Source organism: Sphingomonas trueperi (genome assembly GCF_011927635.1).
GTDB lineage: Bacteria > Pseudomonadota > Alphaproteobacteria > Sphingomonadales > Sphingomonadaceae > Sphingomonas > Sphingomonas trueperi.
This window is the reverse complement of record NZ_JAATJB010000005.1, coordinates 178,124-190,221: the sequence shown is the minus strand read 5'-3', so window position 1 is coordinate 190,221 and position 12,098 is coordinate 178,124. Positions and strand designations below refer to the sequence as shown.

16 protein-coding genes and 1 pseudogene are annotated in these 12,098 nt (G+C 66.8%); 9 read left to right on the top strand and 8 right to left on the bottom strand.

Going from position 1 to position 12,098, the window contains the following annotated elements; genetic code table 11:
* Positions 1-353: 353 nt before the first annotated feature.
* The 3 genes from GGR89_RS10420 to GGR89_RS10410 form a co-directional block, all read right to left on the bottom strand.
* The gene (locus GGR89_RS10420; protein WP_342449841.1) at positions 354-614 is read right to left on the bottom strand and encodes a hypothetical protein; all 261 of its coding nucleotides are present in this window, start codon (positions 612-614) and stop codon (positions 354-356) included.
* Positions 615-732: 118 nt separating this feature from the next.
* Positions 733-1,713, bottom strand: a complete 981-nt coding sequence (locus GGR89_RS10415) for a cysteine synthase A (RefSeq protein ID WP_125972112.1) — start codon at positions 1,711-1,713, stop codon at positions 733-735.
* Positions 1,714-1,759: 46 nt separating this feature from the next.
* Positions 1,760-2,089: an Mpo1-like protein gene (locus tag GGR89_RS10410; protein ID WP_125972110.1), complete on the bottom strand. Its 330-nt coding sequence runs from the start codon at positions 2,087-2,089 to the stop codon at positions 1,760-1,762.
* Between the two features lie 110 nt (positions 2,090-2,199).
* Here GGR89_RS10410 and GGR89_RS10405 point away from each other — a divergent pair, with 110 nt between their 5' ends.
* The 6 genes from GGR89_RS10405 to GGR89_RS10380 all read left to right on the top strand — a co-directional run bounded on the left by GGR89_RS10405 (position 2,200) and on the right by GGR89_RS10380 (position 7,142).
* Positions 2,200-2,679, top strand: coding sequence for a hypothetical protein (locus GGR89_RS10405; RefSeq protein ID WP_125972108.1), 480 nt, complete (start codon positions 2,200-2,202; stop codon positions 2,677-2,679).
* 55 nt (positions 2,680-2,734) lie between these two features.
* A complete protein-coding gene (locus GGR89_RS10400) occupies positions 2,735-3,253 on the top strand; it encodes a DNA-deoxyinosine glycosylase (protein WP_125972106.1) in 519 nt (172 codons plus the stop codon).
* Positions 3,254-3,355: 102 nt separating this feature from the next.
* Complete coding sequence (locus GGR89_RS10395; RefSeq protein WP_125972104.1) at positions 3,356-4,681, top strand: sensor histidine kinase; 1,326 nt, start codon at positions 3,356-3,358, stop codon at positions 4,679-4,681.
* 108 nt (positions 4,682-4,789) lie between these two features.
* Positions 4,790-5,917, top strand: a complete 1,128-nt coding sequence (locus tag GGR89_RS10390; RefSeq protein ID WP_125972102.1) for a glycoside hydrolase family 43 protein — start codon at positions 4,790-4,792, stop codon at positions 5,915-5,917.
* A 95-nt stretch (positions 5,918-6,012) separates the two neighbouring features.
* Positions 6,013-6,444, top strand: coding sequence for a hypothetical protein (locus GGR89_RS10385; RefSeq protein WP_125972100.1), 432 nt, complete (start codon positions 6,013-6,015; stop codon positions 6,442-6,444).
* Between the two features lie 110 nt (positions 6,445-6,554).
* Entirely contained in the window at positions 6,555-7,142 is a 588-nt protein-coding gene (locus GGR89_RS10380; protein ID WP_125972098.1) for a hypothetical protein, read from the top strand.
* Between the two features lie 107 nt (positions 7,143-7,249).
* On the opposite strand, the gene GGR89_RS10375 is transcribed toward GGR89_RS10380, so the two are convergent.
* Positions 7,250-7,738, bottom strand: a complete 489-nt coding sequence (locus GGR89_RS10375) for a hypothetical protein (protein ID WP_241213531.1) — start codon at positions 7,736-7,738, stop codon at positions 7,250-7,252.
* A gap of 242 nt (positions 7,739-7,980) precedes the next feature.
* On the opposite strand from GGR89_RS10375, the gene GGR89_RS10370 reads away from it, so the two are divergent.
* From GGR89_RS10370 to aat, 3 genes are all read left to right on the top strand, one after another.
* Positions 7,981-8,370 carry a hypothetical protein gene (locus GGR89_RS10370; RefSeq protein WP_125972094.1) on the top strand — a complete coding sequence of 130 codons (390 nt, stop codon included), beginning with the start codon at positions 7,981-7,983 and terminating at the stop codon, positions 8,368-8,370.
* An 84-nt stretch (positions 8,371-8,454) separates the two neighbouring features.
* Positions 8,455-9,189, top strand: a complete 735-nt coding sequence (locus GGR89_RS10365) for a ParA family protein (protein WP_125972092.1) — start codon at positions 8,455-8,457, stop codon at positions 9,187-9,189.
* A 2-nt stretch (positions 9,190-9,191) separates the two neighbouring features.
* Positions 9,192-9,926, top strand: a complete 735-nt coding sequence (aat, locus tag GGR89_RS10360) for a leucyl/phenylalanyl-tRNA--protein transferase (protein ID WP_125972090.1) — start codon at positions 9,192-9,194, stop codon at positions 9,924-9,926.
* Positions 9,927-9,961: 35 nt separating this feature from the next.
* Here the strand turns inward: aat and GGR89_RS22285 are convergent.
* The 4 genes and pseudogenes from GGR89_RS22285 to GGR89_RS10340 form a co-directional block, all read right to left on the bottom strand.
* Positions 9,962-10,198 (bottom strand): annotated as a pseudogene (locus tag GGR89_RS22285) (DUF2155 domain-containing protein); the annotation flags it as partial.
* 182 nt (positions 10,199-10,380) lie between these two features.
* Positions 10,381-10,773, bottom strand: a complete 393-nt coding sequence (locus GGR89_RS10350) for an NADH:ubiquinone oxidoreductase subunit NDUFA12 (protein ID WP_125972088.1) — start codon at positions 10,771-10,773, stop codon at positions 10,381-10,383.
* 51 nt (positions 10,774-10,824) lie between these two features.
* On the bottom strand, positions 10,825-11,409 hold the full coding sequence (locus GGR89_RS10345) for a cold-shock protein (protein WP_125972086.1): 585 nt from the start codon (positions 11,407-11,409) through the stop codon (positions 10,825-10,827).
* 65 nt (positions 11,410-11,474) lie between these two features.
* Positions 11,475-12,017, bottom strand: coding sequence for a regulatory protein RecX (locus tag GGR89_RS10340; protein ID WP_125972184.1), 543 nt, complete (start codon positions 12,015-12,017; stop codon positions 11,475-11,477).
* Positions 12,018-12,098 lie beyond the last annotated feature (81 nt).

The window sequence follows — 12,098 nt, the reverse complement described above, 5'->3', positions numbered from 1 at the left end:
ACGGGACAGATGGGGACGGCACGGGAATTTCAGCCACTGATCGCCACCGCTGGGCGCTTTTCGCGATAATGTCCCTTTTTGTTCATGCTTCTCCCCTGCCCAAGCCATGCTTGATCCGGAAAAATGCTTAATGTGAAGGGGATGGCGCCAGCAGCCGGGAACCGATCAGGCCAACGCCGAAACTGTCATGCACGACCCGCAAGCACCGGAAACTGCGGCATTTTCGTCACCGCACCGAAAAGCCGGCGATATCGCGTCCCACGCCGTCCCCGAGAAGTGGGGCGATTTCCCCGGCGATCCCCGCGCTGCGATTCCGGTGGGGGCACCTCCCCGGCCGCGCCCGAGTCCCCGGCCTATTTGCCCGCGGCGGCGTCCTGCCGGTGAGCCTGCTCGCGCGCCTGGGCGGCGGGATCGTCGGTGCTGGGCGCGACGCCGAGCTCGGCGAGCGGTTCGTCATGGCTGCGATCGGCGGCGACATTGTCGACCCCGGTCAGGTTGGCGACCACCGCGGCGTTCGACGCGCCCGCCGCGCTCACCGGCGCCTCGCGGTTCGCCTGCGAGAACACCGCGTACGCCAGCACCATCAGCAGGACCACGGCCGCGAGTCCGGTCATGCCAACGCGGATGCGCTGCATGGCCTGGGCGTGATCCTGGGGTGGGCCGAGTTTCATGACTGTGGCATAAATGTAACGCGTGCAGCGGCGCTTGTCGAGCGGTGCCGCCGCGCGCGGCTCATGCCGCCGGTGCCGAGAGCCCCTTCGCGGCCAGCCATTCGTCGTTGTAGAGCGTCGAGAGATAGCGGAAGCCGGTGTCGCACAGGATCGTGGCGACGCGCTTGCCCGGCCCCAGCGCGCGGGCGAGCCGCACCGCGCCGGCGACGTTGATGCCCGAGGACAGGCCCAGGCACAGCCCCTCCTCCTTCAGTAGACGTCGAACCCACACCATGCCTTCCTCGTCGGAGATGCGGAACTGCGTGTCGATCGGCGCGCCCTCGAGGTTGCCGGTGATCCGCCCCTGGCCGATCCCCTCGGCGACCGACGAGCCCTCGCTGCGCAGCTCGCCACAGGCATAATATTCGTAGAGCGCGGCGCCATGCGGGTCGCTGAGCGCGATGGTGACCTTCTCGTCCTTCGCCTTCAGCCCCATGCCGACGCCCGCCAGCGTGCCGCCGGTGCCCGCTGCGCAGGTGAAGCCGTCGATCCGGCCGTCCATCTGTTCCCAGATCTCTTCCGCCGTGCCGCAGATATGCGCCTTGCGGTTGGCGATATTGTCGAACTGGTTGGCCCAGATCGCGTTGGGCGTTTCCTCGGCGATCCGGCGGCTGGTGTGGACGAAATGGCCGGGGTTCGAATAGGGCGCCGCCGGCACCAGCACCAGCTCGGCGCCGAGCGCGCGCAGCGTGTCCATCTTCTCGCGCGACTGGGTCTCGGGCATCACGATGATCGTGCGATAGCCCTTGGCATTGGCGACCAGCGCCAGGCCGATGCCGGTATTGCCCGCCGTCCCTTCGACGATCGTCCCGCCGGGGGCGAGCAGGCCGCGCTCCTCGGCATCGTTGACGATGTAGAGCGCCGCGCGATCCTTCACCGAGGCGCCGGGATTGGCGAATTCGCACTTGGCGAAGATGTCGCAGCCGGTCTCGTCGCTGGGGCCCTTAAGGCGGACGAGCGGGGTATTGCCGATCAGCGCGAGCGTATTCTGGGAAACGTGCATGGGCGCTAGATAGGGGCGCGCCCGGGCCCCGCGCAAGCAACGCTATCTATTGGGCGACCCCGGCCTGCTTCAGATGCGGCCCCAGCCGCCCCGCGATCCACAGGAAGAACATCCGGTAATCGGAGACGAGCGACCAGAGCGGATAGGTGAAGGTCGCCGGGCGATTGCGCTCCACCCCGAAATGCGCCCCCCAGGCAAAGCCATAGCCGGCGAGCGGAATGGCGATCAGCCACCAGGCGTTCAGCAGCAGCCCGGCGGCGAGTGCCACGAAGGTCAGCGCGGTGCCGACATAATGCAGCCTGCGCGTCGCGGGCTTGGCGTGCTCGCGCAAATAATGGGGCCAGAAGTCCCGGTAGCGGGTGATCGTACGGGCCATGGGCGAAGCTTATGCCGTTTCCGCCACGGCGGGAAGCCCACCGATACGGAATGGGCATCGACGGCTTGCGCCCCAGTAGCGGACGCTATGCTTTCGGGTTATCGTGAGGCGTGCTTAAAAAGCTCGCCATAGCGATTCTGGTGACAACGTGGAGCTCTCCAGCTTCCGCGCTCTGTATTTATCGCGGTGCGGATAACGCAAAAACTACTATTGCTCAGGAGTTTAGAGACTCCCGATGGGTTGTACGTGCTCATGTCGTGTCAGTTGACTATCATTGGTCGGACGAAGATGAATCTTGGACACTCTATCGGCTTAAGGTTGTAAAATCATACAAGGGAAATCTAACGACTCGTTTCACGTTCTTCACTGAGCGTAACAGTGGTGGTTTTTACATGGATGGCAACGATGGCGGGCCAGACCTGGACAGGGATTATCTACTGTTCCTGACGCCGCAAGCTTTTGGAAAGGGCCAGCCAGCATCCGCTCGGGGCGCGTTGTGGGTCAATTACAACTGCGGCCAATCGAAGGTCTGGAACGAGGTTACAGCCCGTGAAGCTGCAGAGCTTGCTACGCTTTCTCGACACCGCTGATCGACGGCTTCCCACCCACTTCCCGCCCCGCGACACGCCGTCTACCCCCGCTCCCATGCCCGAACGCAAGCACAGCTTCCCGCCCGTCGTCGCGCCCGACACCCGGCTGCTCGTCCTCGGCTCGCTGCCCGGCGAGCGCTCGCTGGCGGCGGCGCGCTATTATGCGCATCCACAGAACCAGTTCTGGCAGCTGATCTCCCCAGCCGCCGGGCGCGACCTGGTGCCGCTCGCCTATGCCGACCGGCTCGACGCGCTGCGCGCCGCGCGGATCGGGCTGTGGGACGTCGTCGCCAGCGCGACTCGCCCCGGCAGCACCGACGCCGCGCTGCGCGACATCGAAGCGCACGACATCGCTGCGCTCGCCGCCACCCTGCCCGATCTGCGCGCGATCGCGTTCAACGGCGGCACCGCCCAGCGCCACGGCCTGCGCCAGCTTGGGACAGAAGCCGCACGCTACACCATCCTCGGGCTGCCGTCGTCGAGCCCGCTGCATACCGTGGGACTTGCGGCGAAGGCGCCCGCCTGGGCCGCACTTTCGGCCTATTCGCAGCCCCGTGGCCATGCGAACGCTTAGCAATAGCAGTACCAGCAGCGACTCCTTCGCAAATGGTCTGCGAGTCAGTAGCAATACGGAGTGGTGGCCCCAAGGGGCGAGGCATAGCCCTGTTGCACCACCATGCTGAACCGCCGCAGTGCCCTTTTCCGCTCCAGCGGCCCGGCCACCGACACGGCGGAGGATGCCCCCTCCTATCGCTTTCTCGAACTGCTCGCGGTCAGCGCCAGCGACCTGCTCCAGGCCGAGGATCTCGCCCCCGCGCTCGACCGCATCTTCGGGCTGATCCGCAACGAGGTCGAGCTCGACGTCTTCTTCCACTATGTCTTCGATGGCAACGGCCTCGATCTCAACGCCTGGGCCGGCATCACGCCCGAGCAGGTGACGGACTGGAGCCATGTGCCGATCGGCATCGCGATCTGCGGCGGCGTGGCGGAAAGCCTCACCCCGATGATCGCGCGCGACATCCAGCAATCGGACGATCCGCGGCTCGCCTATGCGCGCGACATGGGGCTCGATGCCTGTTTCTGCACGCCGCTGCTCCACAACAATATGCTGCTCGGCACGCTGGCGTTCGGGCGCCGCGGGCGTGCCACCTTCACCGATGCCGAGGTCCAGTTCCTCCAGACGCTGGCCAGCTACGTCACCCTCGCCAAGCACCGGATTCGCGTCGATCGAGAATTGCGCGCCCGACTGCAGGAGCGCGACCGGATGCTCGCCGAGCGGGTGACGATCGAGCGCCAGATGCTCGAGCTCACCCGCGCCAGCGCGCTCGGCTCGATCGCGGCGACGGTGGCGCACGAGCTCAACCAGCCGCTCTCCGCCGCCGCCAACTACATGGCCGCGCTCCGGCTGTCGCCGGCGAGTGACGAGCGCACCCGCGACCTCACCGGCGCCGCCGAACAGCAGCTCCAGCGCGCCGGCGAGATCATCCGGCGCATCCGCCGGATGGTGCGCCAGAACGATCTGGTGCTGGAGGACCGCTCGGTGACCGCCAGCATCGAGGAGGCGCTCAACCTCGTGCGCGCCGCCGCGCCGCGGCTGCTGCCGCCGGTGACGATCCATGTCGCCGGCGCGGCCAATTGCGCCCGGTTCGACAATGTCCAGATCGTCCAGGTGCTCGCCAACCTGCTGCGCAATGCCGGCGAAGCCTGCCAGCGCCACGCGGACGCCGCGATCCGCGTCACCGCCGAGCGACAGGATCCGCACGAAGTCACCATCCGGGTGATCGACAACGGGCCGGGCGTGCCGCTCGCCCAGCGCGACCAGCTGTTCCAGCCGGGCCTGGGCAATGGCGGCAGCGATTCCGGCGGCGGGCTCGGCCTCGGCCTCGCCATCTCGCACCATCTGATCGAGGGGCATGGCGGCCGCATCTGGGCGGAGGAAACGCCCGGCGGCGGCGCGACCTTCGCCTTCACGATCCCGTCGGCGCTCGAAACCGGATCCTGACCGCAAGCGCGCCAGCGACGCCAAACCCCTTGCCGCAGGCGACGCCCGGATGGTAGCGCTATCTCGGATAGCAGCACGAGCTGCACATCACGACGAGAGGATAGGCTGTTGCGTCTTTCGCTGACATTTTCGACGGCTGCGGCCGCCATTGCGCTTCTTGCCGGCTGCTCGGGCGGCAATACGGCGCAGAACGAGACCGCGGCGAACGCCGCCGCCCCCGCCAACGCATCGGACGAAGCGCGCAGCCCGGACGGCAAGCGCTATCTCGCCCAGCCGCTGGTCAAGGACCTCTATTTCGCCGATCCCTCGGCGCACGTGTTCAACGGCAAGATCTATATCTATCCCAGCCATGACGTCGACATGGGCATCCCCGACGACGATCTCGGCAGCCAATATGCGATGCACGACTATCAGGTGCTGAGCATGGACCGCCCGGGCGGCCCGGTGACGGTCAATCCGGTCGCGCTCGACCTGAAGCAGGTCCCCTGGGCCTCGGAAAAGGCCTGGGCACCCGACGCGGCGTTCAAGAACGGCACCTATTATCTCTACTTCCCCGCCAAGGATAAGCAGGGCGTGTTCCGCATCGGCGTCGCCACGTCCAAGTCGCCGGTCGGCCCGTTCAAGGCCGAGCCGCAGCCGATTCAGGGCAGCTATTCGATGGACCCGGCGGTATTCACCGACGACGACGGCCAGAGCTATCTCTATCTCGGCGGCATCTGGGGCGGCCAGCTCCAGCGCTGGGCGACGGGCAAATACGATCCCAATGCCGGCGACACCGACCTCAAGAAGGACGACCAGCCCGCCCTGTCGGGCAAGGTCGCGCGGCTCGCGCCGGACATGAAGAGCCTCGCCGAGCCGCTCCGCGACGCGGTGATCCTCGACGAGAAGGGCAAGCCCGTGCTCGGCGGCGACCATGACCGCCGCTTCTTCGAGGCGGCGTGGATGTTCAAGCGCGGCGGCAAATATTACTATATGTACTCGACCGGGGACACGCACTTCCTCGCCTATGCGATCGGCAGCAGCCCCTATGGTCCGTTCAAATACACCGGCCGCATCCTCGAGCCGGTGCAGGGCTGGACCAGCCATGGCTCGGTGTTCGAGTTCCAGGGCAAATGGTATCTGGCCTACCACGACACCCAGCTGACCAATAAGAACCACCTCCGCTCGGCCAAGATCACCGAGCTGACCTTCCGCCCGGACGGCACGATCGAGACGCTCAAGCCGTTCAGGGATTGAGGCGCGGCGCGCTGCCGGTCCATTCTTGGACCGGCAGCGGCCTGCGCGGCGGCGCCGACAACGCCTTGTTAAGCCGAGGCGTTTAGCAAAGCGGCATGATCGAAATCGCACCGCCGCGCCGCTTCGCCCATCACGCGCTTGCCGTGCTGGCCGCGGCGATGCTCGGCGCGACACTGTTCGCGGTGCTGTGGACGACGATGCTGGGCATCTCCGCGGGTGTCCGATCCCCCGGTCCGACCTGGCTCGCGACACTGGCCGTGGCGTTCTGGCTCGGCACCTTCATGATCATGCTGCCGAGCGCAACCATCGTCTTTTCGCTGCTTTGGCCGGTCACCCGTCGGCGGACGGCTGCCGCCGGCTGGATCTGCCTGCTCGCGGGCGCGGCCACCGGAATCCTCCTGGCGCCCTTGGCGAGCCCGAAGCTGCACGGCACCACGCCGTTGCAGCTCATCGCCTTCGCGCTGATCGGCGCGGGGGTGGCGGCGCTCTACCGGATACTGCTCGACCGGCTCGGGCGGAGCGGCTGATTTGTGGACACCCGAGCGACACCGACTGCGCTCGCGCGATCCATCGCGACGCTCCGATCATTCTCGCCGTATCCTAGCGGCCTTGCAATCAGACGATGACAGGCAGTCCAATGCTGTCCTCCTCGGAGACGATCACGTTCACTGGAAGTCGGTTGAAGCTTGTTCCTCAGGCAATCGTATTGATGGCCTTCATTCTTCCACTCGGCTTCCTCGGTGCTGGATTCGTGTTTGCAATTGGTCGCGAGGGCGCGACGCCGGCTTCGATCGGCGGAGGCGCATTGATGATGACGGCCTTGGCCTGGCTGATCTGGTTGGAGCTTGTGACACTTAGACGTATCGCGAAGCCAGATGTGCTCATGCTTGCTCCAACTGGCCTTCGCATGATCGTCGCTGGCAGAACGCGCACCATTCCACGAACGAAATTGGGGACGCCGGAGCTGCATAGACTTAGTGGTAGAAGTGCGGCCCGGTCGATCATCGTGCCCGTCGCCGGCGGTAGCAGAGTGGTGATCGCGGCAGAGGAATATGCAGTCGGGGTTCACGATATCCTGAAAGCGCTAAACCAGACGAAAGCGGGGCTCCCGATCGATGCGCCCGAACATTCCTCTCAGGCGCCCTATCTTTACATCGCGATACCCGCCTCGACACTCGTCCTTGGCATTATGCTTGTCGGATTGACGGCCATTCTCGCCAACTGATCTCACCTTGGAGAGAAGCATCGCGCGGCAACGAACGGTACTGGCACACAACGCGCCCACAGCCGGCCATAACGTCCAGCCCTACGTTGCGTGGCCACCTCTGGCCTCTATTCCGCGCTGCTGTTGTTCCCAGCCTCGTACGGCACCGCCATCGCTTCGTTGTACATCTCGCGGCGGACGTCATCGATGTGCATCCTGTGCGCGCAGCCCTTCAGCACCTGCGCCCCGATCCGCACCTCGGCCGCCAGCGGGGCGCGCTCGGCGCAAGGTCCGGGGCGCAGCGTGATCGTCACCGGCGCGCCATCGGGGGTCTGGGTGGGATAGGTTGCAACGCCCTGCGCCAGCCGCGGCGAGACGGGATAGAAGGGCATCTCCTTGGCGCCCTCCTGCTGGAACTGGATGCGGCCGGGAGCGAGGTCGAGCGCCCAGTCGCGGCCTTCCAGCGGACGGATCTGCAGCGGGGTCGACAGGTCGACGCCGCCCAGCATCGGGCCGGGCTGCACCGCGGCATTGGCGGGGTCCTCGGCGACATTCTCGGTGGGCGTGCCGCCACAGGCCGCGAGCAGCGCCAGCGGCATCAGGGTCCAGCCCCGCATCCAACGGATCCTCCGCTTCATGTGCATGCTCTCCTCGGCCCTTCTTCCTGCGCAGTCGCGCGCGGCGGGTCAAGCACGGTAAACGTCCCCTTTCCGATCGCCTCTGCAACCTCCACGAATGTCCCCCATGTCCCATAGCGCGCAATCATGCGTCTGTTTCGTTGCGGCGCACCATTTCGTGTGACTCTGTACCCCCTTTTCACTTGACGATGATTACCACCTAAGGAAAAGCACCCTACGCTATGAAAAACCCCTCCCCGATCGCACTCTCCGCCGTGGCGCTGCTTTCGCTCGCCGCTTGCAACAACAAGCCCGAAGTGGTCGACAGCCGCGCGCCGGATCCCATGGCTTCGCAGCTTGCGAACGCCGCGCCGGTCGAAACCCCGCCGTCGATCGAAAGCTCGGTGAGCTTCCGCTGCCAGCCGGGCAACACCCTGCTGTTCGTCGACTTCTTCTCCGGCGGCAAGATGGCCAGCCTGCGCGAGAAGAAGGACTCGATGAAGTCGACGCTGCTGAAGGCGCCGGAAGCCGGCAAGCCCTTCACCGCCGAGGGCGGCTACGTGATCGACGGCAACGCCAAGGCGGCCAAGATCACCCTCGCCGACGGTTCGACCCACAGCTGCAAGGCGTAAGCCTGCACCTCCGCCCCGAAAACAAAGCCCGGCGGCTATTTCCGCCGGGCTTTTTTCATGCCAGCTAGAGGCCGGAGGTAAAGCGTGGCAACGATCGCAGTGTACAGCCTGAAGGGCGGCGTCGGGAAGACGACGCTGACGGTCAACCTGGCCTGGGCGTCCGCGATCCGCTCCTCGCGCCGCACGCTGCTCTGGGACCTTGATCCCCAGGCCGCCGCCACCTTCCTGCTCGGCGGCGACGAGGCCGGCCGCCATCAGGCGCAGGCGATCTTCTCCAAGGACGTCGCCGCCGCCAAGCTGCTCCGCGCGACCGCCATCGACCGGCTCGCGCTGCTGCCCGCCGATACCTCGCTGCGCCAGCTCGACCATCTCTTCCATGCGCTCGACAAGAAGAAGCGACTGCGCAAGCTGCTCGACGAGCTGGCGCAGGATTTCGACCGGATCCTGCTCGATTGCCCGCCCGGCCTCACCGAGACGAGCGAGCAGGTGATGCGCGCCGCCGACCTGATCGTCGTCCCGGTGGTGCCCTCCCCGCTCTCGCAGCGCGCCTTCGCGGAGGTCGCCGCGCACCTCGCCCAGCGCGGCGCCAGGGTGCCGCTGATGCCGGTGCACGCGATGGTCGATCGTCGCCGCAAGCTCCATGCCGAGGCACTGGCGCGCCAGCCCGACTGGCCGGTGATCCCGATGGCGAGCGTGATCGAGTCCGTCGCGGTGCGGCGCGCGCCGGTGGGCGCCTTTGCACCGCGCAGCGCGGCGACGCGGGCCTTCGCCGAGCTGTGGCAGGCGATCGAACGAAGCCTGGCCCAGGGCGTTCGTTGACCATGGTCCAGCGCCGCTCGCCCCCCAAGGAGCTCGACCCCGCGCTGGTGCTGCGCGCCTATGCGATGGGCGTGTTCCCGATGGCCGATGCCCGCGACGCCGGCTCGGTCTATTGGGTGGAGCCCAAGCTGCGCGGGGTGCTGCCGCTCGACGGCTTCCACCTGTCGCGCTCGCTGCGCAAGGTGGTGCTGTCGGATCGCTTCACCGTCACCGTCGACCGCGATTTCGAAGCCATGATCCAGCTATGCGCCGAAAGCGCGCAGGATCGCCCCGAGACCTGGATCAACGGCGCGATCGAACGCGCCTTCGTCGAGCTCCACCACCTCGGTTACGCGCATTCGATCGAATGCTGGGAGGGCGACCGCCTCGCCGGCGGGCTCTACGGCCTGGCGCTCGGCCGCGCCTTCTTCGGGGAATCGATGGTCACCCGGGTGCGCGATGCCTCGAAGGTCGCGCTGGCCCATCTCGTCGCGCGGCTGCAGGCCGGCGGGTTCCGCCTGCTCGACTGCCAGTTCATCACCGATCACCTCGCCTCGCTCGGCGCGATCGAGATCCCGCGCGACGATTATGTGGCGTTGCTGGGTGCAGCACTCGGCGATTCGACCGGCGCGGTGTCGTTGCCGCCCTCGGCCTCGGGCGACCTCTTCGCGCTCGACGCACCGGGCGACGACGCCGGCACCGTGTCCGGACCGCTGTCGCGGAAGGTCATCGCGCAGCTCTTGGGCCACACATCGTAGATCGGGTGCTGGACGACGTTGAGCGCCGGCTGTTCCTTGTAGAGCCAGCCGGAGAAGACGCGGTGCCAGCGCTGGTCCTCGCGGCGCACGTCCATCTGCACGAAGGCGCCGGTCAGCCGGTCCCGTTCCCAGGGGGCGGTGCGCTCGCAGGCGCGCAGGCGGACCGTCACCTGCCCGTCGATGCGCGCGGCCTGGCCGGGCTTGAGCGTGATCTCGCGCTCGACGCCGTTGCGCTTGTTGAGCACGCCGAGTACCGCGACGCGCGCGCCCATCGGCGTCGCGGCGGCATCCATGGTGGCATTGTCGGGGCCGGTCGTGACGGTATCGACGCCCTGCGCGTCGCCGCTGCCAGTAATCACCAGCTCGTCACCGGCATTGTCGCCGGCAGCGCCGTTGCCGCTTCCGCTACCCGAACATCCGGCCAGCGCGAGCGCGAGCAGCGCCGCCGCAGCCTTCATGCGTCGGGGGTCCAGGCCTCGTAATCGCCGGTGGCCTTGGCGCGGTGCGCACCCTTTTCGAGCGCGCCGGGCGGACGATAGGCCAGCTCGGTACCGGTGAGATTCGGCTCGGCAGGCTTTTCCCAGGCGCGGACCGGCGGCAGCGACTCATCGGGCGTGCCGTCGATCTGGTGGGCCAGCCAGCTGAACCATTCCGGCGGGATGCGGCTGGCGTCGTTGGATCCCTTGTAGATCACCCAGCGGCGCGGAATGCCGTTGGGATCGCGCCCGCCCTCGAAATAGAGGTTGCCGAGCGAATCCTCGCCGACGCGCTTCTTGCCGCGCAGTCCCATGCGAGTGCCGAACGTGGCGCCGTTCCACCAGGTGAAGATCGGAAAAGGAAGTCCCATGGCTCTGCCCGATACCGCCAAGCGCAGCGCTCGGCAACTCCCCTCAGCGGCTCAAAGCGGTCTTTCGACCGCGACCGCCAGCGGGCCCTTTTCGCCGTCGACGATGCGGGCGCGCAGCGGCTGGCCGGGCTCGACTTCCTCGACGCCGGCGCGGCGCAGCGTTTCCATATGGACGAAGATGTCCGCGGTGTCGCTCGCGCGGACGAGAAAGCCGTATCCCTTGAGCCGGTTGAACCATTTGACCGAGACCGGCTCGAACGGTCCCGCCTCGCCGATCAGCTTCAGCCGCTCCACCCGCTCGGTGGGGCGCTTGACCGGCTCGACCGCGGTGCTGAGATCGACCGAAAGAACCGACTTTGCCTGCAGCCCCCGCTGCCGCTGCACCGCCACGCATTCGATCCGCGCGCCTTCCGGCACGCTGCGCCGGCCATGGTCCTGCAGGACCGAGAAATGGATCAGGATGTCGCCGACACTGGGATCGTCCGCGACCAGAAAACCGAAGCCGCGCGTCACATCGAACCATTTGATGACGCCGCGATAGACCCGTTCGCCCGCCTCGGAATCGTCCCCGAACCGAAGCCCGCCTTCGGATGTCTCCGGAAAGTGTTCAGACGCTAGCTGTTGTTCAGCACGCATTATCGTTACCCCCACACCCGTAACATTAACACAGCATTAGCGAGGAGGGGAATCGCTTTGTGCGATCAGGAATGTCCCTCCCCGGGCAGCTCGTCCGGCTCGTCCCCCGGCTCCATGGTCAATATTCTATGCACAATCTCAGGCGGATGGCCCGCCCGTAAAAATGCAGCGACTTGCTTTTTGCGAAGATCGCGATCCGCAGGGGTAGCAGCAAAAGGTCCGAATCGGCGGCGACGTGCAAAAATGATCGCGCTGCGGTACGCCTCCGCCTCGATCGCCTCGGCGAGATCGGCACTGTCCTCGGCGTCGATGCCGTCGTGGCGCAGCGCCATCTCCACCCGGCGAACGCCCAGCCCGCGCCGCCCCATCGACCGCACCCGCGCCTCGGCGAAGCTGCGATCGTCGACATAGCCGCGCGCGGCCATCCGCTCGGCCACCGCCATCGGGTCGGGCGGGCACTCCCCTTCCCATCCGCGCTCGCGCAGCTTACGCGTGAGATAGGCGGCGAGGCGCGCGCGCGTGGTGGCGAAACGCTCGACATAGCGGAGCGCCAGCCGGTCGAGATCGGCGGCGACGAGCGGTGGCTTGGAACGGGACGGTTGGGGCATGCGCCTTGATTGTGCCACACTGCCAACCGATTTTGAACGATACTGCGTAGCAGAGCGCATACGGAAAACTGCGTTGTGGGG